The organism is Agrobacterium bohemicum, assembly GCF_001562555.1.
Lineage (GTDB): Bacteria > Pseudomonadota > Alphaproteobacteria > Rhizobiales > Rhizobiaceae > Agrobacterium > Agrobacterium bohemicum.
The window spans coordinates 108822-131646 of the sequence record NZ_KQ961026.1 but is presented as its reverse complement, the minus strand read 5'-3'; the positions used below and the strand labels follow the sequence as shown (position 1 = coordinate 131646).

22 protein-coding genes are annotated in these 22825 nt (G+C 57.3%); 11 read left to right on the top strand and 11 right to left on the bottom strand.

Annotated features, from left to right (window positions below; translation table 11 throughout):
* Positions 1–2 precede the first annotated feature (2 nt).
* From ATO67_RS08075 to ATO67_RS08055, 5 genes are all read right to left on the bottom strand, one after another.
* The gene (locus tag ATO67_RS08075; protein ID WP_067646610.1) at positions 3–968 is read right to left on the bottom strand and encodes a magnesium and cobalt transport protein CorA; all 966 of its coding nucleotides are present in this window, start codon (positions 966–968) and stop codon (positions 3–5) included.
* A gap of 143 nt (positions 969–1111) precedes the next feature.
* A complete protein-coding gene (locus ATO67_RS08070; protein WP_067646607.1) occupies positions 1112–2140 on the bottom strand; it encodes a hydroxyacid dehydrogenase in 1029 nt (342 codons plus the stop codon).
* A gap of 44 nt (positions 2141–2184) precedes the next feature.
* Positions 2185–2826 carry a ThuA domain-containing protein gene (locus tag ATO67_RS08065; RefSeq protein ID WP_067646604.1) on the bottom strand — a complete coding sequence of 214 codons (642 nt, stop codon included), beginning with the start codon at positions 2824–2826 and terminating at the stop codon, positions 2185–2187.
* An 18-nt stretch (positions 2827–2844) separates the two neighbouring features.
* Positions 2845–3945, bottom strand: coding sequence for a Gfo/Idh/MocA family protein (locus ATO67_RS08060; RefSeq protein WP_067646601.1), 1101 nt, complete (start codon positions 3943–3945; stop codon positions 2845–2847).
* A 37-nt stretch (positions 3946–3982) separates the two neighbouring features.
* Entirely contained in the window at positions 3983–5182 is a 1200-nt protein-coding gene (locus ATO67_RS08055; protein ID WP_067646599.1) for an ROK family transcriptional regulator, read from the bottom strand.
* 240 nt (positions 5183–5422) lie between these two features.
* Between ATO67_RS08055 and ATO67_RS08050 the strand changes: the two genes are divergently transcribed.
* The 4 genes from ATO67_RS08050 (at position 5423) to ATO67_RS08035 (ending at position 9625) form a co-directional block, all read left to right on the top strand.
* Positions 5423–6682, top strand: a complete 1260-nt coding sequence (locus tag ATO67_RS08050; protein WP_245303944.1) for an ABC transporter substrate-binding protein — start codon at positions 5423–5425, stop codon at positions 6680–6682.
* Positions 6683–6758: 76 nt separating this feature from the next.
* Complete coding sequence (locus ATO67_RS08045; RefSeq protein WP_067647293.1) at positions 6759–7697, top strand: carbohydrate ABC transporter permease; 939 nt, start codon at positions 6759–6761, stop codon at positions 7695–7697.
* Positions 7690–8538 carry a carbohydrate ABC transporter permease gene (locus tag ATO67_RS08040; protein ID WP_062451129.1) on the top strand — a complete coding sequence of 283 codons (849 nt, stop codon included), beginning with the start codon at positions 7690–7692 and terminating at the stop codon, positions 8536–8538. Before ATO67_RS08045 ends, ATO67_RS08040 begins: the two co-directional genes overlap by 8 nt.
* 13 nt (positions 8539–8551) lie before the next feature.
* On the top strand, positions 8552–9625 hold the full coding sequence (locus tag ATO67_RS08035) for an ABC transporter ATP-binding protein (protein WP_067646594.1): 1074 nt from the start codon (positions 8552–8554) through the stop codon (positions 9623–9625).
* Between the two features lie 75 nt (positions 9626–9700).
* Here the strand turns inward: ATO67_RS08035 and ATO67_RS08030 are convergent, their stop codons facing one another.
* Positions 9701–10105 carry a host attachment family protein gene (locus ATO67_RS08030; protein ID WP_067646591.1) on the bottom strand — a complete coding sequence of 135 codons (405 nt, stop codon included), beginning with the start codon at positions 10103–10105 and terminating at the stop codon, positions 9701–9703.
* A 91-nt stretch (positions 10106–10196) separates the two neighbouring features.
* Entirely contained in the window at positions 10197–11147 is a 951-nt protein-coding gene (locus ATO67_RS08025; protein WP_067646588.1) for a sugar-binding transcriptional regulator, read from the bottom strand.
* Between the two features lie 202 nt (positions 11148–11349).
* Here ATO67_RS08025 and ATO67_RS08020 point away from each other — a divergent pair, with 202 nt between their 5' ends.
* The 7 genes from ATO67_RS08020 to ATO67_RS07990 all read left to right on the top strand — a co-directional run bounded on the left by ATO67_RS08020 (position 11350) and on the right by ATO67_RS07990 (position 18560).
* The gene (locus ATO67_RS08020; protein WP_067646585.1) at positions 11350–12984 is read left to right on the top strand and encodes an ABC transporter substrate-binding protein; all 1635 of its coding nucleotides are present in this window, start codon (positions 11350–11352) and stop codon (positions 12982–12984) included.
* Positions 12985–13048: 64 nt separating this feature from the next.
* Entirely contained in the window at positions 13049–14044 is a 996-nt protein-coding gene (locus tag ATO67_RS08015) for an ABC transporter ATP-binding protein (protein WP_067646583.1), read from the top strand.
* A 56-nt stretch (positions 14045–14100) separates the two neighbouring features.
* On the top strand, positions 14101–15027 hold the full coding sequence (locus ATO67_RS08010; protein WP_067647290.1) for an ABC transporter ATP-binding protein: 927 nt from the start codon (positions 14101–14103) through the stop codon (positions 15025–15027).
* Positions 15028–15037: 10 nt separating this feature from the next.
* On the top strand, positions 15038–15964 hold the full coding sequence (locus ATO67_RS08005) for an ABC transporter permease (RefSeq protein WP_067646581.1): 927 nt from the start codon (positions 15038–15040) through the stop codon (positions 15962–15964).
* Positions 15965–15975: 11 nt separating this feature from the next.
* Positions 15976–16857: an ABC transporter permease gene (locus ATO67_RS08000; RefSeq protein ID WP_082760199.1), complete on the top strand. Its 882-nt coding sequence runs from the start codon at positions 15976–15978 to the stop codon at positions 16855–16857.
* Positions 16858–16872: 15 nt separating this feature from the next.
* The gene (locus ATO67_RS07995) at positions 16873–17631 is read left to right on the top strand and encodes a glycerophosphodiester phosphodiesterase family protein (protein ID WP_067646579.1); all 759 of its coding nucleotides are present in this window, start codon (positions 16873–16875) and stop codon (positions 17629–17631) included.
* Positions 17632–17645: 14 nt separating this feature from the next.
* On the top strand, positions 17646–18560 hold the full coding sequence (locus tag ATO67_RS07990) for a TIM barrel protein (protein ID WP_067647284.1): 915 nt from the start codon (positions 17646–17648) through the stop codon (positions 18558–18560).
* Positions 18561–18615: 55 nt separating this feature from the next.
* Here the strand turns inward: ATO67_RS07990 and hydA are convergent, their stop codons facing one another.
* From hydA to ATO67_RS07970, 4 genes are read right to left on the bottom strand one after another with little or no spacing between them, the layout of a single operon-like run.
* Entirely contained in the window at positions 18616–20028 is a 1413-nt protein-coding gene (gene hydA / locus ATO67_RS07985) for a dihydropyrimidinase (RefSeq protein ID WP_067647281.1), read from the bottom strand.
* Positions 20029–20057: 29 nt separating this feature from the next.
* Positions 20058–21323 carry a cysteine desulfurase-like protein gene (locus tag ATO67_RS07980; RefSeq protein ID WP_067646577.1) on the bottom strand — a complete coding sequence of 422 codons (1266 nt, stop codon included), beginning with the start codon at positions 21321–21323 and terminating at the stop codon, positions 20058–20060.
* A 28-nt stretch (positions 21324–21351) separates the two neighbouring features.
* Positions 21352–22101, bottom strand: coding sequence for an amino acid ABC transporter ATP-binding protein (locus tag ATO67_RS07975; protein WP_067646572.1), 750 nt, complete (start codon positions 22099–22101; stop codon positions 21352–21354).
* A complete protein-coding gene (locus ATO67_RS07970; RefSeq protein ID WP_067646569.1) occupies positions 22101–22772 on the bottom strand; it encodes an amino acid ABC transporter permease in 672 nt (223 codons plus the stop codon). The genes ATO67_RS07975 and ATO67_RS07970 overlap by 1 nt, the downstream gene beginning before the upstream one ends.
* Between the last annotated feature and the right edge of the window lie 53 nt (positions 22773–22825).

Sequence of the window (22825 nt, the reverse complement as noted above, 5' to 3'; positions counted from 1 at the left end):
GATCACAACCAGCCAGCCTTTTTGAAGCGCACGTATAAGATCGAACACAGTGTTGCAATGACAGCAAGCACTATGAAGTACCCGTATCTTGTTTCAAGTTCCGGCATATTTTTGAAGTTCATTCCGTATATGCCCGCAATGGCTGTCGGCACTGCCAGAATGGCGGCCCACGCGGCCAGTTGGCGGGTAATCGCGCCCTGTCGCTGCTGTTCGAGCAGGTTCGAAGCCTCGAAAACAGACGTCATGATTTCCCGCAAGCCGCTGACCATCCCGTCCACACGCCTTATATGATCATGGACATCCTTGAAGAAAGGCTGGACATTTTCATCCACGCACGGAAGCTCAAGATGGCTTAGCTTGCCGACGACTTCCGCCATCGGGCCGAGGATGCGCTGAAAGCGGATGACCTGCCGTCGCATTCTGAAAATGCGTCTGATCTGCTCCGGTTGAAGCAAGGACATCAAGATGTGCTTTTCAAGCTCCAGCACCTTGTCTTCCAGCGTCTCCACCATCGGGAGATAACCATCCACCACGAAGTCGATGATGCCGTGAAGTACGTAATCCGGGCCTTGCCGCAATAGCCTGGACGAATGTTCCAGTTGCTCCCGCAGCCCCTTATGATTGCGTGCCGAGCCATGCCTGACAGAGATGAGATGGTTGGAGCCAACGAAAATAGAAGTCTCGCCATAGGCAATCTTATCGCCTTCGAGGTGGGCAGTTTTGACAACGACAAAAAGCTGGTCGCCGTAAACATCGACTTTTGGCACCTGCCTGCCGTTCAACGCATCTTCCACCGCCAAAGGGTGCAGGCCGAACATCGCCTTCAGATCGGACATTTCCTCGGCTGTCGGATCAACCAGTCCAATCCAGACGAATTCACCGTCTTTGGCTTCGAATACCGTTGAGGTCAGTGGTACCTCTTCGGCGCGGCTACCGTCCCGGTAGAGATAAGATGCTAGAATTGTCATTGGGGCCTGTGTGCGGGATAAAAATATGGGCTTCCACAAACGCGCAGGGCGAGCAATCGCTCCCTGTCCGTTTCTTGAAAGTTAAGGGAGCGACGATAAGGGTATCGATTGCGAAAGTCTCGGTTTTCAGAACGAGAAATGAATTATGAAACACTGACGGGCTTGGAGCGAAGTCTGCTGGCAGTGGCGGGGTCGGCGCGTCGGCAGAGCTGCGGCGGAAGGCCCTTCATGATAAGTTCTGCGTCGGCGACAGCCATCGATCCGAGTTTATAAAAGGCATCCCGCGTACCACCCGTTCGGTGCGCGGAAAGCAGCAAGCCGGGGATCGAGCGGACCTGATCATCCACGGCCACCGGCTCATCAGGAAACACGTCGGTTGCAGCACGAATATGCCCGGATTTAACAGCACCGAGCATGGCAGGAAAATCCACTACGGCAGCGCGGCTCATCAGCAGGAAAGCCGAACCCGGCTGCATGGCATCGAACTGGCGTTTTCCAATGAAGCCCTGATTTTCACTGGTGACGCTTGCAAACACGTAGACCACCCGGGATTTGGAAACGACATCATCGAGATTGCTGGGAATACCGTCGAGACGTTCTATGATCTCGTTTGGCAGCCATGGATCGTAAACACGGACCTCGTTTTTGAAGGGGCGCGTTAGCTCCCGAAGCTCGCGGCCCAGATCCCCGAAACCGATGATGCCGATGGGCGCGCCAGCATAGCGAAACGTCTCGATGTTTCCCGCAAGTCCATATTCTTCGGTGCCATCTCGAAACTGGCGGTCGGCAATGGTTATGCCGCGCGCCAGATCGAGCGCCATGCCGAGCGACGCTTCCGCTACCGGCGACGAGAAAGCGGATGCGGGTGTAATGACCCAGATGCCCCGCTCGACGCAGGCCTGATAGTCGATATTCGGCAGGAAGTTCGATTCGACATTGATGATCGCCTTAAGCTTCGGCGCTCGCTCCAGCCGTTCCTTCGGCATGTCGGTCTGGCCGAAGATCAGCACGGTGTCGGGAAGAAGGGCATCTACCTGCTCCGCAGGCATTTGCCGATCTTCCGAGATGACGAGTTCGCCAAGCTTTTCAAGCCGTGCACGAACATCAGGCTCCATGATCAATTCAAGGGTCCGTGGCAGCGGATCGACCAGCACGATGTTGCGACCTGTCATGATACCTCCCAGTATGAGACGGCATCATTCCGTCTCGCTTATTGTTACCGCGCAGCCCAGTTCGCGCCACGGCGGAAGATTTCCCGCATTTGCGGCACCTCGAACTCTTTCGCGACGTGACCGAGCGCCGAGAAGAACACCCGGCCTTTGCCGTAGTTCCGTTTCCACGCCACCGGCATCACAACGCCATCGATCCACCAAGCGTGATCGCCAGTAAAGGTGGTTGTTGCCAGCACTTCGTTGGATGGATCGGTGTGCATATAATACTGTTCGGATGTGTAGGGAAAGTCGGTGATACCCTGCATGATCGGATCATCCGGCTTGGTGATGTTCACGTCATAATCGATAATATTGCCGGGGTGAGCCACCCATTGGCCACCGATCATGAATTGGTATTCCACGCATTCGCGGAAACTGTCGCCAGCGCCGCCGTGATAGCCAGCAATGCCGACGCCGTTTTCAACGGCAGCGGCGAGGTTCTTGATCTCTTCCTTCTCGATCTTGGACATGGTGATGATCGGCACCACAAGGCTCAGATCATGCACGGATGGGTCGGCAAAGGCCTCCGTGCTGTGCTCGACATAGACCTTGAACCCTTCTTCCTCGAGCAAATCCTTGATGATCACAGAGCATTCCTGCGGCTCGTGACCGCTCCATCCGCCCCATACTATCAGTGCTTCACGCATAGTCTTCCTCCTCAAGGATTATTTGCCGATCTGGCCGTCAATCAACGATTCCGCCAGCGGTGCTGGACGATCGACTGCGGTGGTTATGGAAATGGTCGTGCCGGTGTCGGATGCGGTCTGGAACGCTTCCATCACCTCCAGCACATGCAAGGCGAGATCGCCATTTGCGCGGTGTTGCCGGTTGGAGCGGATGGCATGCGCCATATCCGCCACGCCGATGGAGCGGTAATTGCCATCTGCATAGGGCGACGACAGGTCCTGATTTTCGAACTGGCCTCCCTTCTTCAGCAACTGCACTTCGCCGCCGAAATGATTGGGGTCCGGCACGATAAGCGTGCCTTCGGTGCCATAGAGTTCCAGCGGCACATGCTTGTGTCCGGCCACATCGAAGCTCATGCCGACCTGAACGACAGCGCCATTTTTGAACGCCAATGCGCCAGCAACGTGAGTGGCAATCTGCACCGGTATCTTTTCGCCATTGCGGGGTTCACTGGTAATCAAACGCTCCGTCCGTGGAGAAAAGGTAAAGCCCGCGACCTTGGCCACAGGGCCAAACAGATTGACGAGATCGGTGATGTAATATGGCCCCATGTCCAGCATCGGCCCGCCGCCGACTTCATAATAGAAGGCGGGGTTGGGGTGCCAGCGCTCGTGGCCCGGGCACATGAAAGTTGCCGTCCCGCCCACGGGTGTGCCGAGAACGCCTTGGTCGATCAGCGTGCGCGCCGTCTGGTGGCCGCCGCCCAGAAACGTGTCAGGTGCCGCGCCGATGCGCAGGTTTCTGGCCTTCGCGGCTTCCGCCAGCTTTTTGCCCTCCGCGAAATTGATGCCGAGCGGCTTTTCGGAATAGGTGTGCTTGCCCGCATCCAGCGCCCGCAACGCCACCTCGACATGTGCCTTGGGGATTGTCAGATTGACGATGATTTCGATGTCCGGGTCGGAAAACAGCTCATCCACCGTTCGCGCCGTCAGGTTGAATTCCTCGGCCTTCGCCTTGGCCATATCCGCATTCATGTCGGCTACGCCGCGAATGTCGAGAATGGGAAACGATGCCATCGCCTTCAGATAGGCGCCGGAAATATTGCCGCATCCGATGATGCCAACGCCGACTTTCTTCATGTTCTCTCTCCCATCATGATGTGAACCCGCTCCCTCCTCAGAGAGCCGGACCCGTGGTGTTCCACGGCGATTCGTAAAGCTCGTAGAGCGCAACGGCGGCCGCACCCTGCGCCCACAGCTCGTCGCTCGATTTGTCGAAAACCAGTTCCGCCACGCCTTGCAGGGAAGGCGGCACGGAGGCCTCATAGGCATCGCGGATGCTGTCGATGAACGGCGCGCCAAGCTCGAGGCTCGACCCGACGATGATAACCCGTGGCGGCGCAAACAGCGTGACGATATTGGCCAGTGTCAGCCCGATGGCCGCACCCGCGCGCTCTGCAGCAGCGATGAGGTCGTTGTCCTGCGCCAGCACCAGAGTCTGCGCATGCTGCATGCCTCGTCCAAGGCGAATGGCCTCCGCAAAGCGCCCATCCGCAGGCCGCGATCCTAAAATGGCATTTTCGCCCGCCTGGCTGGCAAGCCGCACGGTGCCTTCCGGGCTTGCGACCAGCACGAGATCCCCGAGATTGTGGCTGAGACCACCGGCACCGCGAAACAGATCGTTCCGGTGCAGCACGCCCAGCCCCAAGGTCTGCTCCAGCGAGATCAGCACCATGTCTTCCAGATCGCGTGCCTTGCCGAACCAGTGGTGGCCGAGCGTCACGGCATGGGCATCGCTTTCGATAATCGTCGGCGTGCCGAAACGCGCCGTCATCTCATCGGCAAAGTCGATATTCACTTCCCGCAATACGGGGCTGGAACGGATCCTGCCCGTGCGATGTTCGATAACCCCCGGGAGACCGAGGCAGACCATATCGACATCTTCAAGTGACAGCCCGGCATCCACCACGCAGCGGCGCACGCCGTCCTCAATCAAATCGGCAATGACGCCGATAGGCTGGCGGTCGATACGGATCGGCAGTGCGAGCGTAGACAGCACATTGCCGCAGAAGTCCGTAACCACGAACACCATTCGGCTTGCCGCAATTTTGGCGCCTACGACACGCGCTGCGTCCGGGTTAAGCTCCAGCATCACACGGGGGCGTCCGCGCGCGCCTTCGGTTCTGATATCACCGAGATGCCGAGACAAAATAAGGCCATCATCCAGAAGTGATGCCGTGATTGCAGATACCGTCGTCGTGGAAAGCTGGGTTCTCCCGCTGATCTCCACGCGTGAAATCGGCCCGTGACGACGGACGGTGTCGAGGACGTTCAAGCGATTGATCGCACGCATTAATTCCGGGTCTGCGGTCTTCATGATTTCCAGTCGCGATCAGGCCATATTCCAACGTGGTATTTACATCGGGTTGCGGATTAAATAACCGGGCAGGGCAGGGGTATGTCAAGCGTAAAGCTGAAAATATCAGCAAAATGCCTTGACATTGAGCGTGTCCTTATATGAATTAATCCGCATTGGGGAATAATTGGTGAGGAACGTCCCCGGGAGGAAATCATCATGACGCATAAGCACGCAGGCGCAAGCCTGAGCGGCAAATGGATGTCGTTTGCCGCGACCACAGCCATCACATTCATGTTAGGCACAGCCGCTGCATCTGCCGCAACGGTCGTCAAATGGATGCATGTGGAGCTCGATCCGAAAGCCGTGGCCGTCTGGGAGGAGATTGCCAAGGATTTCGAAGCGAAACATCCGGATGTTGATGTGCAATTGCAATTCCTGGAGAATGAAGCCTTCAAGGCAAAGCTACCGACGCTGCTGCAATCCAATGACGTACCGGACTTCTTTTACAGCTGGGGCGGTGGCGTTCTGGAGGAGCAGTCCAAAACCGGCGCTCTGAAAGACCTGACTGAACTGTTCGATGCCGATGGCGGCAAAATTCGCAACGCCTATAACCCGGCATCCATTGAAGGTCTGTCCTTCGATGGCAAAGTCTGGGCCGTGCCGTACCGCGTCAGCCTCGTCAGCTTTTTCTACAACAAAGAGCTTTTCGCCAAGGCAGGCGTGAAAGCAGAAGACATTAAGACTTGGGATGATCTGGGTACTGCGGTCAAAACCATCAAGGCTGCGGGCATCGTGCCGATTGCCGGTGGTGGCGGTGAAAAATGGCCGATCCATTTTTACTGGAGTTACCTCGTCATGCGCAATGGCGGACAGGCCGTGTTCGATGCCGCCCGCAAGGGTGAGGGCGAAGGCTTCATGGCTCCGGCGATGATCAAAGCTGGCGAACAACTGGCGGAATTCGGCAAGCTCGAACCCTTCCAGCCCGGCTATCTCGGCTCCACCTGGCCGCAAGCGCTTGGCGTTTTCGGTGATGGCAAGGCCGCGATGATCCTCGGTTTCGATAATACCGAAGCCAACCAGCGCAAGAATGCCGGTGACGGCAAGGGTCTTGCGCCAGAAAATCTCGGTCGCTTCGCGTTTCCAGCCGTCGAAGGCGGCGCGGGCAAGGCAACCGATACGCTGGGCGGGTTGAACGGCTGGGCCGTCACTAAGAATGCGTCTAAGGAAGCCATCGAGTTCGCGACCTTCCTGACCAATGCCGAAAATGAAAAGAAAATGGCCAAGGCTGGCATGATCCTGCCGGTCGCCGTTGGCGCCAGCGAGGCTGTAACCAACCCGTTGATGGCCGGTTCCGCCAAGCAGCTTTCCGAGTCCACCTGGCATCAGAACTTCTTCGATCAGACACTGGGCGCTGCCGTTGGCCGCGTCGTGAATGATGTCTCCGTCGAAATCGTCTCTGGCCAGATGACATCGGAAGAAGGCGCGCAGCAGATTCAGGATGCCTTCGAGCTTCGCTGATCCCGCATGAACGTGAGGGCGCCGCGCTCAGATGCGGCGCCCCTTCGCGCCCCGCGTGAAAACGAAAGCGGACAAGATGACGAATATCTCCATCGATGCACAACCTGCATTGGCCAAACCACTGACGAAGGTGAAGCGTAAACAAAGCTCGGTCGCCCATGACCGCGCCTTGACGCTGCTGATCTTCCTGCCACCTGCACTTCTTCTCTTCACCCTCTTCGTCATTCTGCCGATGGGCGAAGCGGCATGGTATAGTCTCTATCGCTGGAACGGTTATGGCACGCCCACCGATTTCATCGGTCTGAAGAACTTTCAGGTGCTGTTCGGCAATGCTGCATTCTCGCAGGCGCTGATCAACAATGCCCTGATCATCGTAATTTCGATCTGCATCCAGATTCCGCTTGCCATCTGGCTGGCAACGATGCTGGCCCACAAAATTCCCGGTGTCGTCGCCTTCCGCCTCGTCTTCTTCCTGCCCTACGTTCTGGCAGATGTGGCGGCGGGCCTGATCTGGCGCTTCGTCTATGACGGTGACTACGGTCTGTTCGCCGCAATCTCAAACTTCTTCGGCTTCGCCAATCCCTACGTTTTGGCCGACAGGGATGTTGCGATCTATGCGGTGCTGGCTGTCATCGTCTGGAAATATTTCGGTTTCCACATGATGCTGTTCATCGCAGGCCTGCAATCGGTCGACAAGAACGTGCTGGAAGCGGCGGAAATCGATGGTGCGACCGGCTGGCAGAAGTTCCGCTATGTGACGTTGCCCATGCTGGGCTCCACTGTGCGCCTGTCCATCTTCTTTGCGGTGATCGGGTCGCTCCAGCTCTTCGACATGATCATGCCGCTGACCGGCGGTGGTCCGTCCAATTCCACACAGACCATGGTGACCTTCCTCTATACATACGGCGTCATGCGCATGCAGGTCGGTCTTGGCAGTGCGGTCGGCGTGGTGCTCTTCGTCATCTGCGTCACGCTCGCCTTTGGTTACAAAAGGATTTTCATGCGCCATGACTGATACATCCACATCCATCCGCGTGAGCACGCAGACGAAGCTCTATCTTTATGTATCGCTCGGCCTTATCGCGGCCATCGTTCTGGTGCCGCTTTTGACGACGGCGCTGGGCGGCTTCAAGACGCTGGGGGATCTGCGCGTGAACCCCTTCGGCCTGCCCGCCGAATGGCAATGGTCGAACTACGGCGATATTCTTTTCGGCAAACGCTACTGGCTGCAAATCTTCAATTCGCTGGTCATTGCCGTTCTCACCGTGTTTCTCACACTTGTCGTGTCGGCCATGGCGGCCTTCACCTTCGCGCATGTGAAATTCTTCGGCTCCAACTTCCTGCTGAATTACTTTCTGCTAGGGCTGATGTTTCCGGCAGCCACCGCCATCCTGCCGCTCTTCATCCGCATCCGCGATCTTGGGCTTCTCGATACCTATTGGGGCGTGGTGCTGCCGCAGGTGGCCTTTGGTCTGGGCATGAGCATCCTGCTGTTTCGCAACTATTTCAGAAACCTGCCGGATGAGCTGTTTCAGGCTGCCTTTGTGGATGGCTGCGGATACCTGAAATTCTTCTGGTACATTTCCATGCCGCTCTCGCGCCCCATCATCGCAACGGTGGGCATCGTTTCTTTCGTGGGGAGCTGGAACAGCTATATCCTGCCGCTCATCATGCTCAATTCGGAATCGAAGTACCCATGGCCGCTCGGCATCATGGTCTATCGCGGTGAATTCGGCACGGAATGGCAGTTGGTTCTGGCCTTCATCACCATGACGATCCTGCCCACCATTATCGTCTTTTTCCTTGCACAGAAACACATCATTGCGGGTCTGACGGCTGGCGCCGTCAAGTCCTGATCAGGAGCAGAACATGGCATCCGTCGAACTCAAAGATATCCGCAAGTCCTATGGCTCGCTTGGTGTCATTCACGGCATTTCGCTGGATATTGCCGATGGCGAATTCATCGCGCTCGTCGGCCCCTCCGGCTGCGGCAAGTCCACGCTGCTGCGCATGATTGCAGGGCTGGAAGAAATCACCGATGGCGACATCATGATTGGCGGCAATGTCGTCAACGAGATGACGCCGCGAGAACGCAACATCGCCATGGTGTTCCAGTCCTACGCGCTCTATCCGCATATGACGGTGGCCGAAAACATGGGCTTCAACCTCAAGATCGCTGGCCAGCCGAAAGCCGTGATCGAGGAGCGTGTGGCCGAAGCCGCGCGCATGCTGGATCTCGCCAGTCTTCTGGAGCGCAAACCCTCGCAGCTCTCCGGCGGCCAGCGTCAGCGCGTGGCCATGGGGCGTGCAGTAGTGCGCAATCCGGCCGTGTTCCTGTTCGATGAGCCATTATCCAATCTGGACGCCAAGCTGCGTGTGCAGATGCGCAGCGAAATCAAAACTTTGCATCAGAAGGTCGGCACCACATCGATCTACGTGACCCATGACCAGATCGAGGCCATGACGCTGGCCGACCGCGTGGTCGTCCTCAATCAGGGCCGCATCGAGCAGCAGGGAACGCCGTTGGAACTCTACAAAACACCGGCTAATTTGTTCGTTGCGGCCTTCATCGGCTCACCCGCCATGAACCTCATCGAATGTATTGTGGATGGTGAGGAGGGTGCTCCGGCGGCGCGTCTCGATGATGGCACCGCAATCCGCATTTCGCCGGACCGCAAGGTCAAGCTCGGTCAATCCGTAACAATCGGTCTACGCCCCGAACATTTCGCCATGGGTGGTGGTGGTGATGTGGCGGTGTCCGGGCAGACGCTGTTGGTGGAGCCGACGGGTGCACAGACGCATGTCATCTTTGATCTAGCCGGGCATCACGTTACGGCAGTGGTGGATGGCGAACGGTTGGTTCGTACAAACACGCCGTTCGCTGCAAACATCAGCCATGAACGTGTGCATGTGTTTGATCGGGCGTCCGGGCTAGCACTTTAAAAAAATACGAAAATATTCTGAAATTGGAAACCAAAAATGGAGCGGTCAGAACCGCTCCATTTCGACGTAATCTGTTTATGCGGCAGCGAGTGCTTTTTCGATCTCTTGAATCGAGTGGCCGGTTAAATCCTTGTCGAGTTCGCCCAACAGGACGTCAGACAGGGACTTGTGGTAACCCTTGCGCATCTCACCCAGCGTGCGGGGAGCAGCGACAACGATCAGACCTTTGATATTGCCGCCGAGAACTTTCTTGTTGAGCATGTCGGCGATACCCGCGCTAAAGCCATCTTCATCCTGCTGGCTGTCATCAGGGTTTGCGGAGCTGCTGGAATGGCGGGCACCGGACGGGATTTTTGAACTATCCACACCCGCCTCTGGAAGCGGCTTCAGCTTCACGTTCTGCGCATCGCCTTCATTCTTGAAAAGGCTCAGCTTTTCGCCATCAGCTACAGCGATAACGGTGTTCTGTGGAATATCCATAATCTTCTCCCAATATTTTAATCAAAGAATAGTCGTTTTCAGACCCTTGGCTCATCAGAGATAACCGATTGCGCCGGACTCTGTTCCCTGATCATGCGATATTGGACGTTGGCTTCAGGAGGTGAAGTGCGCTGTCGGCGTCGGTTATCAGGCTTGTTGCAAGATTGGCAGAGATACAGGCCTCTAGAATCCCTCGTTTCTGCTCACCTCCCGACGCGATGATGCGCGTTGGAATTTTACGGTATTCGGCCATGGAGGGAGAGATAACCTGCCTGTTCAACGGATGATCGATTTCCTCGCCCTTTATGTCCAGGTAACGACCCAGCAGATCACCGACCGCGCCAGCTGCGGTCAGTTCCGTGACATCGGTGCCGGTGGGCAGGCCATATCGAACTTGAAGTGATTGCGAGGATACATCGCCAATGCTGAGGATCGAGACGTCGACGGCGGTTGCCTCTGCAAGCAGGCTTGCAAAAACCGGCTGAGTGACAATCGTATCGCGAGATGCTGGACTATCTGCGTAGATTGGGGCAGCCAGATAATGACATTCGGCATTCAGTGCCTTGGCAAAGCGTTGAACGATTTCAAATGTATTGATCTCGGACCCACGAGTAAGCCCGCCCATCATCGACCGAACCTTGATATCCGGTGCATTTGCAGGTGCCATATGGTGCACGGTTTCCCGCAGCGTTGCACCCCAGCCCACGCCCAATGATGCTGGCTCACTCGCCTGGATCAATCGCTCCATAAACATGGCTGTAGCGCGGCCGATTACCGTCGCCATCTGGCTTTTGTCCGCAGGCGTCGGGACGATGACCACATCCGTCAAGCTGAAGCGTTTTCGCAGCTGCGCCTCTAGCTCAATATTTTCCGTCAGCGGAGAATTGAAGCTGATACTGACGATTCCCTGATCAAGAGCCGCTGCCAGCAGTTCGTTGACCTTACGCCGGGTTAACAACATGCGCTCCGCGATCTGGGCCTGTGTCAGTCCTTCCACGTGGTAGAGCCAAGACGCCCGCACCATGCTCTGTTGATAAGGCATATGCTCCCCCTCTCAAATGTCACAACAGCGTAACATTTGTAACCTAGAGGTAATCGAAGTTGAGGGGCCGGTAAAGACACCGAAAACCGCCGCTCTACGGAAAGATCGACTGTCAAATTTAACGGAACCCGACGTGGCGCCCTGCGGCGCTCCGCATTCGTTCGCGCGTCCGTATCGTCCTTTGGTTCTACAGGAGAAATCCATGCTTTCTATCAACCGTCGCCATGCGTTGGGTCTAATGTCTGCCGCAGCGGGCAGCATCATCTTGCCGCGCATCTCGTTCAGTCAGGCCGCTCGCCCGTCTGTTACGATAGCTGTTCAGAAGATTACCAATAACAACACGCTCGATATCTGGAATGAGCAGTCTAACGTCGGCGAGCGCGTGTTCTTCCCCAACCTATGGGAGGGCTTGATCAACCGGAACTGGATGGGCGATCAGGGACCGGTGCCCGGGCTGGCCACTGAATGGAGGCGCGTTGATGAAAAGACCCTTGAGCTGAAACTGCGTCAGGGTGTGAAGTTCCACAATGGCGACGAACTGACTGCGGAAGACGTGGCGTTCTCTTTCTCCAAAGAACGTGTCTTCGGCAATACGGAGCCGAAGGGCGGCAAGACAGTTTTCGAGGCAGACAACAAGCCGGTGACCGCCAAGGAATTGCCAGCCATCGTTCCTGGTGTCGGACGTCGTCTCTGGCCCGCACTTGCCGGCGTTGAAGTCGTCGATAAATATACCGTTCGTTTCCATAACGCGACGCCGGATGTCACGCTTGAGGGTCGCCTCTATTCCTTCGGTAGCCAGATCACCAGCCGCCGTTCCTGGGATGAGGCAAAGACCTACATCGACTGGGCTCGCAAACCAATCACGACCGGTCCTTACATGGTCGGCGAATACAAGCCGGACGTTTCGCTGACGCTTGTTGCTTTTGACGAATATTGGGGTGGACGCCCGCCGCTTCAGCAAATCCGCTTCGTTGAAGTCCCGGAAGTCGCTTCACGCGTGAACGGCTTGCTCTCAGGGCAGTACGACTTTGCCTGTGACCTGCCGCCGGATCAGATTTCCGCAGTGCGGTCGGCACCGGGCCTCGAAGTCCAGAATTCGACTATCTGGAACCATCGTGTTTCCACCTTCAACACTCAAAACCCAATCCTCAAGAGCCCGCTGGTGCGCCGCGCCATGACGCACTCCATTGATCGTCAGGCTATCGTGGACGCGTTGTGGGCTGGTCAGACTGTGGTCCCGGCTGGACTGCAGTTCGAGTCCTTCAAGGCCACGAACATGTTCGTGGATGGCTGGACATTACCAGAGTACAACCCCGAGCTTGCCCAGAAACTTCTCAAAGACGCCGGTTACAAGGGTGATCCGATCCCTTATCGCCTGCTCAACAACTACTACACCAACCAGACTGCCACGGCGCAGATCATGGTGGAGATGTGGAAGCAGGTCGGCCTAAACGTTGAGATACAGATGAAGGAAAATTGGGCCCAGATCCATGATCCTGAAGGCGTCAAGGGCGTTCGCGACTGGTCGGCCGGTAACACGATCAACGATCCGATCACTCCTCTGGTGGCGCAGTTCGGCCCGAATGGCGAAGCCCAGCAGAAAAAGGACTGGACCAACGAGGAGATGAACACGCTCTCAGTCGTCATGGAAACCTCCACGGACCGCGCCCTGCGCAAGAAGGCCGTCACCCGTATGCTGGAAATTTGCGAGCGCGAAGACCCTGCCTATCAGGTCCTGCACCAGAACGCTGTCTTCACCGGCATGAAGTCGTCGTTGAAGTGGAAGGCCGCTCCAGCCTTTGCGATGGATTTCACCACCGCCAACTGGAATTCCTGACCTTTTGCGCCGGCCGTCTTCGTGCGGCCGGCGTCTTTTATCTGAGAAAAGGAGATGAGCTCCGATGGCTTCCAATCTCGTGGAACTGCGCGGCTTGACGGTCGCTTTTGACGGCGTCCAGGTCCTGCACGGTATCGATCTCGATGTCGCCCGTGGTGAGGCAATCGGCCTCGTGGGTGAATCCGGTTGCGGTAAGTCGGTTACATGGCTGGCAGCCCTGGGTCTTCTACCGGGCAAGGCAACAGTCACCGGGTCGGTGAAAATCGACGGCAGGGAAATCCTCGGCGCGCCGCGTTCTGTTTTAGAGAGCGTGCGCGGCAAACGTATCGCCATGATCTTTCAGGACCCCTCCAGCTCATTGAACCCCGTTTTGCGGGTGGGTCGACAGATCACGGAGGCGCTTGCCATCCATCGCGGGATGATGGGGCAAGTGGCCAAAACCGAGGCGCTACGCCTGCTCGATATGGTCGGTATTCCCGATGCACGTGGCCGGTTCGATCTCTTCCCTCACGAATTTTCCGGCGGCCAGTGTCAGCGCCTGATGATTGCCATGGCTCTCGCAGGTGAGCCGGACCTTCTTGTGGCTGACGAACCGACGACTGCGCTCGACGCCACCATCCAAGCGCAAATCCTCGATCTCCTGATCGCGCTTCGGGCTGAAACCGGCATGGCGACCATCTTCATCAGCCATGATCTGGGGGCCGTTAGCCAGGTCTGCGAGCGCGCCTGTGTCATGTATGCCGGTCGCATCGTGGAACAGGGAACGATTGCGTCTCTGTTCGATAATCCGCGGCATCCTTATACCCGTGGGCTCTTCGACGCCATTCCGCGATTGGATGGTCCTCGCGAGCGATTGATCCCTATTCCCGGCACGGTTCCGCACCCACGCGACCTGCCACATGGTTGTGCCTTTTCGCCGCGCTGTTCTCACGTCGCACTGGACTGTCGGACCCGCCAGCCAGAGCTCCATGCCATGGCGGATGGTCGCCTTCTCTCCTGTCATCACCCCGTTGGCCGGAAGGCACCTGCAGAAACTCGCGTTCTGGAGGCCATCTCGTGACGACCCCTCTTCTCGAAGCAAAAGACCTCGTTAAAATTTATGAAGCCCGTCAGGGAATGTTCGGCAAAGCGACGTCAATACGCGCGGTGGACGGCATAGACCTCACGGTGATGCCGGGTGAAACGCTGGGCATCGTCGGAGAATCCGGCTCCGGAAAATCCACGCTTGGCCGAATGCTTCTCGGTATTGATCCGCCGCAGTCGGGCAAGACCGTCTTCGAGGGTCAGCCGATGCCGAAACTCGGCACACCGCAATGGCGCGCCCTTCGGGCAAAGATGCAGCTCGTCTATCAGGACCCTCTGGCTGCTCTGGACCGGCGGCTGACGATTGCCGAACAGATCGGCGAACCGTTGGCCATCCATAATCTCGTTCCCAAAGAGCATCGGGCAACCCGCGTGGCCGAGTTGATGTCTGCGGTGGGTCTAAGGCCGGATCAGGCTGACCGCTATCCGCATGAACTGTCCGGTGGCCAGCGCCAGCGTGTCGTGATCGCCCGTGCACTCGCTTCGCATCCCAAGCTGCTTGTCTGTGACGAGCCCGTCTCCGCTCTTGATGTGTCGATTCAGGCGCAGGTCGTGAACATGCTGCGTGACCTTCAGGAAAAGAACGGCATTGCCATGGTTTTCATCAGCCATGATCTCAAAGTGGTGCGCCACATCGCAGACCGTGTGGCCGTCATGTATCTGGGCCGCATCGTGGAGGAGGCGTCATCCGATGTCATCTTCGCGAAGCCGCTCCATCCTTACACGAAGGCGCTGGTGTCCAGCGTCCCGGTGCCGGGCACGATGCTCAAGAGCCGTACGATTTTGCAGGGAGAGCCACCCAACCCGGCCGATCGTCCATCCGGCTGCGCTTTCCATCCCCGTTGTCCTGTTGCCATCGATCTGTGCCGCACCGGCGTACCGCAACTTCGGCACGTTGCCCAAGGTCGTACTGCCGCTTGCCATTTGGTAACCGGCGCCGATCAGCCGGTCGTGGCATAAGGAAAAGAAGATGCTGCGTTACGTTTCCATCCGTTTTCTACGCGCGCTCGTCACCATCCTTGCCGTGATGACCTTCGCCTTCGTTGTTCTGCGTATGTCGGGAGATCCAGCTCAGATCATGCTGGGTCCAGACGTCCCGCAGGATGCGGTTGATGCCTTTCGCAAGGCCTGGGGTCTCGATCAACCGTTGTGGATACAATATCTCGCTTATCTCAAGTCGATCTTGACCGGTGATTTTGGCGTCTCCATGCGCGACAAAGCCTCCGCCATGCAGCTTGTCATCGAACGTATTCCAGCCACCCTGCAACTGACCATCCCTGCGCTTTTCCTCAAGGTCGTGATTGGCATTCCCGCAGGCGTCTATGCCGCTCTTCATCGCCAGAGCGCTGTTGATCGCGGCGTCATTCTTGCGGCGATCTTTGGCTTTACCATCCCGTCCTTCGTCATGGGGCTGCTCTTGGTGCTGATCTTCTCAATCATGCTTGGCCTTCTGCCCTCTGGCGGCTACGACACATGGCAGCACGGCATTCTTCCCACATTGACAATGAGCATTGGCGGCATCGGCATTCTGGCGCGCTTTTCGCGCAGCGCCATGATCGAGGTGATGGGCCAGCCCTACATTCGGGCCGCTTCCGCCAAGGGTATGAAATGGCAGGATGTCGTCTGGCGGCATGCTCTGCCAAATGCTGCGGTTCCCATCGTTACCATTGTCGGTTTCATGGTCGGTACGCTGATTGCTGGTGCCGTCGTGGTGGAATCGATCTTCTCCTGGCCGGGCATAGGTCGTCTGCTGGTCGTCTCCGTCACCAACCGCGATCTCGCCGTCGTGCAATGCATTCTGCTGATGATCGCCGCCACCATGGTCGTCTCGAACCTGATCGTAGACCTGCTCTACGGATGGCTGGACCCGCGATTGCGCAGCCAGAGCGCCCATTGAGGATTTGAGTGATGACTATCGCAGACGCCCCCCGCCCCCATGTATCTGACAGCTCCGTCTTCGTTCGCCTTATCAGGCAAGTGCGCAAGGTGCCGTTCTCCGTTGCCTTCGGCATCGTCTGGCTTGCGGCCATGATTTTCATCGCCTTCTTTGCGGATATGCTTCGGCCATACGGCATCACCGCCATGGATTTGCGTGCTCGACTGTCGCTGCCGGGCAACCCAGCGCATTTTCTGGGGACGGACGAACTAGGGCGTGATGTGCTGTCGCGTCTTGTCCAATCCATTCGGGTATCCTTTACCATCGCCTTCGGAGCGACGATCATTTCAGCCGTTTTTGGAACCGCACTCGGCTTTGCTGCTGCCAAATTCCGTGGGGTGATCGAGCAGTTTGTTCTTATGCTTGCTGATTTCCAGGCGGCGCTGCCGTTCCTCGTGATGGCGTTGGCGGTGCTTGCCTTCTTCGGTTCGTCTATGCCGCTTCTTATCGGTCTGATGGGCTTTTACGGGTGGGAGCGCTATGCCCGTATCGCCCGCGGTTTGGCAATCTCCGCCAGTGCTCAAGGTTATGCTTCTGCCGTAGTGCAATTGGGGGCGACGCCCGCGCGCGTCTACATGCGCCACATCCTACCAAACGTCGCCTCGACGCTGATCGTCTCCATGACCCTCACCTTTCCGGAAATCATCCTGATGGAAAGCGGGCTTTCCTTCCTTGGTCTCGGAGTGCAGCCACCAGAATCCAGCCTTGGCAATATGGTCGGTTTCGGCCGCGAATACCTGACCCGTGCACCCTGGATCATGCTCGCTCCCGCCTTCGTCATCATGATGACGACGCTGTCCATATCGCTGGTCGGAGACTGGCTGCGCGACAAGCTAGACCCGACCCTTCGCTAACTTGAGGAAAGTCCCATGACAAAAATCGTTGGCCACCGTGGTGCCAGAAATATCTGGCCTGAAAATTCACTGACCGGTTTTCGCAACGTGCTGGCTCTCGATGTCGATGCGGTCGAATTCGACGTGCACCTGACACATGCTGGCGAGCTGGTGGTCATCCATGATGCCACGCTTGATCGCACAACCGAGAAAACCGGTCTGGTGAGGAGCCTGACACCGGACGCCCGGATTGCGACGCGCCTGGAAGGCTCAAGCGATACCGTGCCGACGCTTGCAGAGGTTTTGTCCGTGTTGGCGAAGAACGACAGCAAACAGCTTCATGTCGAGATCAAATCTGATGAGGCGAAGCAGCCTTATCCCGGCATCACAAAAAAGGTCGTCGCAGAAATCGAACGCTTCGGACTTGCCGAACGCTGTCACCTGACGTCTTTCGATGTTTCGGTGCTGGAAGAATGCCGTCGTGTTGCGCCGCATATTGCACGCTTGGTCTCGGTGAATGCCGAATGGGCGGCAAAGCAAGGTGGCCTGCAGGCTTTCCTAGAAAATGTGGAGAGCCTCGTCGATATCGTTGCCATCGAGCACGAACTGATGTCAGCCGAATGGGAGCACATCACACAAATGTTGCCGCTCGATCGGCTCGGCGTGTGGACGCTTAACGACGAAGCGCTGATACGGCCATGGCTGGAGCGCAAAATAGGTTTTCTGACATCCGACAGGCCAGACCTCGCTCTCCGGCTGTCTCGTGAAATCCAATCCCAAACGCAACCGGCCTGAAGAGGAATATGAATATGGGTAACATCATCGGTACCGGCTTTAATGCAGGCTCCACAGACGGAGAACTGGCAAGCCTTGAACACGAACTGCGCGTCCTCGCCGATATCGGTGTCGATACCGTCGAACTGGGTCTGACCAGCCTCGACCTCATCGCCGGCGGGCGTATCATCGAGGAGCGTGCCAATAGGCTGGTTGCTCTGACGAAACAGTTCGGTTTTCGATACACGGTCCACGGCCTCGTCTCGTCCAACTTCATGGACCCGGACACCTGCCGTTACCAGTTGGATGCGGCAAAGGCACTGGCTGTTGTTTGTGACCGCATTGGTGCTCGCATCCTCGTTCAGCATGGCGGCTGCCTGCGCGCCGAGCAGTTGGTGGAGCGCGGCGAAGCCGACAGCCGCGAGCGGGAGGCTCTTCATGAACTGGCGGAGTTCTGCAAACCTTATGGTGTGCGTATCGCGTTTGAAAACATTTTCACCACAGAACTGGGTCAGTATCGCCAGACGCCGACCCAAATTGCCGAGACGGTGAAAGCTGTCGGTCACCCTAACCTCGTGGCGCTGATCGATTTCAGCCATGCCTATATTGAATCGACCTATCGCGGCCTGAATTTCCGTGAAGAGCTAAGAGCAATGGCGCCGGTTGCCGGTCACCTGCATGTCCACGACAGCTTTGGTCGCCCGCAGGCCTTTTACAAGCCGTACCACATTCAGGAAAATACCGCTCTTGGAATCGGTGATCTGCACATGCCGCTCGGCTGGGGTGACATCGACTGGGAGGATATTTTCTCGGAACTCACCTTCCTGCCGGAAACAGTGATGATGATGGAAATCGGTCGTCGTTACCATGCTGAACAACCGGCCAGTCTGATCCGTGCCAAAAACCTGATCGCGCTGAACGACGCCCGCCTGTCAATCGCAGCGGAATAAGAGGTTTCCGTCCCTCTCTTCTCCTTGTAGCGGGGAAGGGAGGGCGCTCACGGCTCTACTGTCGCTGACGGGTTAGACAGGAGCGTTCACGCGGCAAATAGCCTCCCTGCGGAAAGGTCTGATTGAACTGCCCGTCGTTCACAACGGTCTTGCCGCGCAAGAGCAATCGCACCGGCCATCCGCGTACATCGAGCCCTTCATAGGGCGTATAGTCTGCGCCGTGATGCAGCATGTCATTGCTGAGGGTGACGTTTTTGTTCGGGTCCCACAGGGCTATATCGGCATCAGCGCCGACAGAGATCGTGCCCTTGCGCGGGTAGAGGCCGTATAACTTGGCGTGGTTGGTGGATGTAAGCGCCACGAACTGGTTGATGTCGATCCGGCCCTTCATCACGCCTTCTGAAAACAGGATCGGCAGACGTGTGGCAACACCGGGAATACCGTTCGGAATCCAGCGAAAATGGCGCTTGCCCTTCTCGTTCAGTTTTCCCTCTGCATCATCGAAACGGAACGGGCAGTGATCGGAGGAAAACAGATCGAACACGCCCTGTTCCAGACCTTCCCAGCAGGCATCCTGGCTTGCCTTGTCACGCGGTGGCGGTGAGCAGACGTATTTGGCGCCTTCCATTTCACTTTGATCAAGATCATCCGCGGTCAGCATCAGATATTGCGGGCAGGTTTCACCGGCAATCTTCTGGCCACGCTGGCGGGCACGACGGATCTCCTCCATAGCCTCGCGGTTGGACACATGAACGATAACAATGGGGACATCCACGATTTCGGCCAGAGATAGCGCCCGGTGCGTTGCCTCGCGCTCGGCAGCAATTGGTCGGGTCGTAGCGTGGTATCTAGGCTCGAATTTACCGTCTTCCTCGTGGCGACCGATGAGATAGCGAATGGCGTCTTCATTCTCGCAATGGACCATGACGAGCGCGCCGGTGAGGCGTGCCGTGTCGAGCGTGGCTAGGATTTCGTCGTCGCGCAGACGCAGGCCTTCATAGGTCATGAAGACCTTCAGAGAGGTGTAGCCATCCTCGACCAGCGCAGGCAGTTCCTGCCCCAGCACATCGGCAGTCGGGTCCGTGATGACGAGGTGGAAGGAGACGTCCACGTGGCATTTGCCTTCGGCCTTTGCGTGATAGACCTTCAACGCCTCGCGCAGGGACTGCCCTTTTTCCTGCATGCAGAAGGCCAGAACGGTGCTGTTGCCGCCGATGGCCGCAGAGCGGGTGCCGCTGTCGAAATCATCCGCCATGACAATGCCATCGCCAGAAGGTTGGTCGAGATGGACATGGCTGTCGATACCGCCTGGCAGGACGAAGAGGCCGGTTGCATCGATCACCTCCTCGGCATCGGTCAGTTCAGCGGCAAGCGCTACGATACGACCATCCTTGATGCCGACATCACTGACGAAAGTGTCGCTTGCCGTCACCACGGTTCCGTGCCTGATCACCGTATCGAAACGCATCATTCCATGTCCTTCTTATCGTTCACAGCTCAGCTTGCTTTCGCAAATCCCGCATCGCCAGATAGAATCCGATCGAGCGCTGCGGTGAAGCGATCAACCTCTTCCAGCGTGTTGTAATGCACCATGGAAACCCGCAGCATGCCGCCATGGTCGGTCAGTTCGAGATATTCGGCAAGGCGACGGGAGTGGAAATCACCAAACCGCATGGCAATCTTTTCGCCATCCATTGCCTTGCAAAGCTCTCCTGCCTCGCGGCCATCGAAGCGGAAGGCAATCGTGGGCACGCGGGTTTCATCATGGTTGGAAACCTGCCCGATGATCCAGCAATCGTTGCGCGACCGCAGGTAGCTCAGCAGCCGTTCGGTCAAAAGGTTTTCCTGCGCTGTGATGGCTGAAAAGGCGGCCTCGATTTTCTGGCGCACCGTGCCAGTCTCGCCAGCCTGCTCACCGAGTGTGGTCAGGTAATCGACGATGCCGCAGGTGGAATAGGCCAGCTCGTAGTTGGGGTTGCCCGGTTCCAGCTTGCCCGGCACTTTGTCCTTGCCGTAGAAATAATGGTAAAGCGTATCGAGTTCTAGCAGCAGGTCGTACTTGCCATACATCAGCGCATAATGCGGACCATAGGTCTTGTAGAGACTGAAGACGTAATAATCGACGTCGAACGCCTGCACATCGACGGCGCGGTGTGGGGCGTAGGCAACGGCATCGACGCAAATCTTTGCGCCACGCGCATGCACGAAATCGGCGATCTCGCGGACAGGGTTGATCGAGCCGAGAATATTGGAGACATGGGTGACGCAGACCATCTTGGTGCGCTCGCTCATCAGCGGTTCGAGGTCGGCCAGATCGAGCGTCAGTGTTTCCTTGTTGAGCGGCCAGAATTTGAGCGTGATGCCCGCATCCTGCAACCGATCCCAAGGACCGATGTTGGATTCGTGGTCGCTGACAGTGACGATGATTTCATCACCTGTAGACAGTTGGCTCTGCATGGCGCGGGCAAGGTTTTGCAGCAATGCCGTGGTGGAGCTGCCGAAGACGATTTCTTCAGGGCGCGACGCATTGACCAGATGCATGGCGGCGGTCCGCGCTTCATAAAGCGCGCTAGCTGCACTTTGCGACACCTCGTAAGAACCGCCGATCTGCACGTTTTTCTCGATCAGAAAGGTATTGATGCGCTCCAGCGCGCCCTTGAGGATTTGCGATCCACCGGCATTGTCGAAATAGGTCCAGCCGCGTGACAGGCCCGGAAACTGGCTGCGCACATAGTCGAGGTTAAGCGGTGAAGTGGTGGTCATCCCTGGTGTCTCCCGAATGGTCTTTTATTCAATGATTGAGGACGGCGCGGAGGAAACCGCGCGTTCTGGCCTCTTGTGGATTATCGAAAATCTCTGTCGGCGTGCCTGACTCCACCAGCTTGCCGCCATCCATGAAGATGACGCGGTCTGCGACCTGTCGGGCGAAACCCATCTCGTGTGTCACGATCACCATGGTCACGCCGGTGCCAGCCAGCTTTCGCATGACATCCAGCACCTCGCCGACCATTTCGGGATCAAGCGCGGATGTCGGTTCATCGAACAGCAGAACGCGCGGCTCCATCGCCAGCGCGCGGGCAATGGCCACGCGCTGCTGCTGGCCACCTGAGAGATGGCCGGGGAATTTCTCTGCCTGCTCCGAAATGCCGACGCGGGCCAGAAGCTCGCGGGCTTTCCGTTGCGCCTCAGCTTCGGGCGTTTTTCGCACCCGCATGGGCGCTATCATGACGTTTTTCAAAACCGTCATATGCGGAAACAGATTGAAGGACTGGAACACCATGCCGACTTCGGCACGCACCTTCGCAAGCGCCGGACCGGGCGCAACGCGAATGCCATCCACGGTGATGGTACTGTCAGCGGAAAAGGCTTCCAAGTGGTTGATGCAGCGAATGAGCGTCGATTTGCCGGACCCGGAAGGGCCTATGACGCACACAACTTCGCCTTCGGCCACATCGAGATCGATGCCGTGCAAAACGGTAAAGGTGCCATAGGCTTTGGTCAGCCCACGGATGGAAATGAGAGGAGCGGCCGTCTTTTCCATTACCGTTTACCCCGGCTAAAGTGTTTTTCAAGACGTGCCACGATGGCGACCATCGGCCAGAGCAACGCAATATAGATGAGTGCGGCGCCGATCAGCGGCGTTGGGTTTGCGTTCAACGCCTGCGTTTGCGTTGCCTGTTTCAACAGGTCCGGCATGGCGACCACAGAGGCGAGAGCCGTGTCCTTCATGACGTTGACGCAATTGTTGGTCAGCGGCGGAATGACGATGCGCACCGCCTGCGGCAGAATGATATCGACCATCGTGTTGCGGTTGGAGAGGCCAAGAGCTGCGGAAGCCTCGAACTGACCATGCGGAACAGCTTCGATGCCTGCACGAAAGATTTCAGCGGTATAGGCGGCAGAGACCAGCGACAGGGCGGTGACGGCAGACAGAAATGGCGACAGCCGGATGCCGACGAAGGGCAGCGCGTAGTAGACGACGATCAACAGCACGAGCAGCGGGATCGACCGGAAAATGTCGATATAGCCGCGGATCAGCAGTTTGAAGAATGCAGGCGCATATAGACGTGCCACCGCCAGAAACAGACCACCGACCAGACCGCAAATGATGCTGGTGATGCCGATTTGAAGCGTGACCATCAGGCCCCAAAGCAATTGCGGCAGGCTGTTGAGAAAGACGGGAACATTGAAGAAGGTATTGATGAGGTTCATGCCGATAGGCTCCCTTGGCAATCCGGCAGGACGCGATTGGTCCCGCCGGATGC

Coding starts and splice junctions, on each gene's coding strand:
- ATO67_RS07975 (WP_067646572.1), bottom strand. CDS start 22,101: ATGGAAAAGACGGCCGCTCCTCTCATTTCCATCCGTGGGCTGACCAAA.
- ATO67_RS08040 (WP_062451129.1), top strand. CDS start 7,690: ATGACTGATACATCCACATCCATCCGCGTGAGCACGCAGACGAAGCTC.
- ATO67_RS08060 (WP_067646601.1), bottom strand. CDS start 3,945: ATGAAGAAAGTCGGCGTTGGCATCATCGGATGCGGCAATATTTCCGGC.
- ATO67_RS07980 (WP_067646577.1), bottom strand. CDS start 21,323: ATGACCACCACTTCACCGCTTAACCTCGACTATGTGCGCAGCCAGTTT.
- ATO67_RS08010 (WP_067647290.1), top strand. CDS start 14,101: ATGTTCGGCAAAGCGACGTCAATACGCGCGGTGGACGGCATAGACCTC.
- ATO67_RS08050 (WP_245303944.1), top strand. CDS start 5,423: ATGTCGTTTGCCGCGACCACAGCCATCACATTCATGTTAGGCACAGCC.
- ATO67_RS08065 (WP_067646604.1), bottom strand. CDS start 2,826: ATGCGTGAAGCACTGATAGTATGGGGCGGATGGAGCGGTCACGAGCCG.
- ATO67_RS08020 (WP_067646585.1), top strand. CDS start 11,350: ATGCTTTCTATCAACCGTCGCCATGCGTTGGGTCTAATGTCTGCCGCA.
- ATO67_RS08075 (WP_067646610.1), bottom strand. CDS start 968: ATGACAATTCTAGCATCTTATCTCTACCGGGACGGTAGCCGCGCCGAA.
- ATO67_RS08015 (WP_067646583.1), top strand. CDS start 13,049: ATGGCTTCCAATCTCGTGGAACTGCGCGGCTTGACGGTCGCTTTTGAC.
- ATO67_RS08005 (WP_067646581.1), top strand. CDS start 15,038: ATGCTGCGTTACGTTTCCATCCGTTTTCTACGCGCGCTCGTCACCATC.
- ATO67_RS08000 (WP_082760199.1), top strand. CDS start 15,976: ATGACTATCGCAGACGCCCCCCGCCCCCATGTATCTGACAGCTCCGTC.
- ATO67_RS07990 (WP_067647284.1), top strand. CDS start 17,646: ATGGGTAACATCATCGGTACCGGCTTTAATGCAGGCTCCACAGACGGA.
- ATO67_RS08035 (WP_067646594.1), top strand. CDS start 8,552: ATGGCATCCGTCGAACTCAAAGATATCCGCAAGTCCTATGGCTCGCTT.
- hydA (WP_067647281.1), bottom strand. CDS start 20,028: ATGCGTTTCGATACGGTGATCAGGCACGGAACCGTGGTGACGGCAAGC.
- ATO67_RS08070 (WP_067646607.1), bottom strand. CDS start 2,140: ATGACAGGTCGCAACATCGTGCTGGTCGATCCGCTGCCACGGACCCTT.
- ATO67_RS08025 (WP_067646588.1), bottom strand. CDS start 11,147: ATGCCTTATCAACAGAGCATGGTGCGGGCGTCTTGGCTCTACCACGTG.
- ATO67_RS08045 (WP_067647293.1), top strand. CDS start 6,759: ATGACGAATATCTCCATCGATGCACAACCTGCATTGGCCAAACCACTG.
- ATO67_RS07970 (WP_067646569.1), bottom strand. CDS start 22,772: ATGAACCTCATCAATACCTTCTTCAATGTTCCCGTCTTTCTCAACAGC.
- ATO67_RS07995 (WP_067646579.1), top strand. CDS start 16,873: ATGACAAAAATCGTTGGCCACCGTGGTGCCAGAAATATCTGGCCTGAA.
- ATO67_RS08030 (WP_067646591.1), bottom strand. CDS start 10,105: ATGGATATTCCACAGAACACCGTTATCGCTGTAGCTGATGGCGAAAAG.
- ATO67_RS08055 (WP_067646599.1), bottom strand. CDS start 5,182: ATGAAGACCGCAGACCCGGAATTAATGCGTGCGATCAATCGCTTGAAC.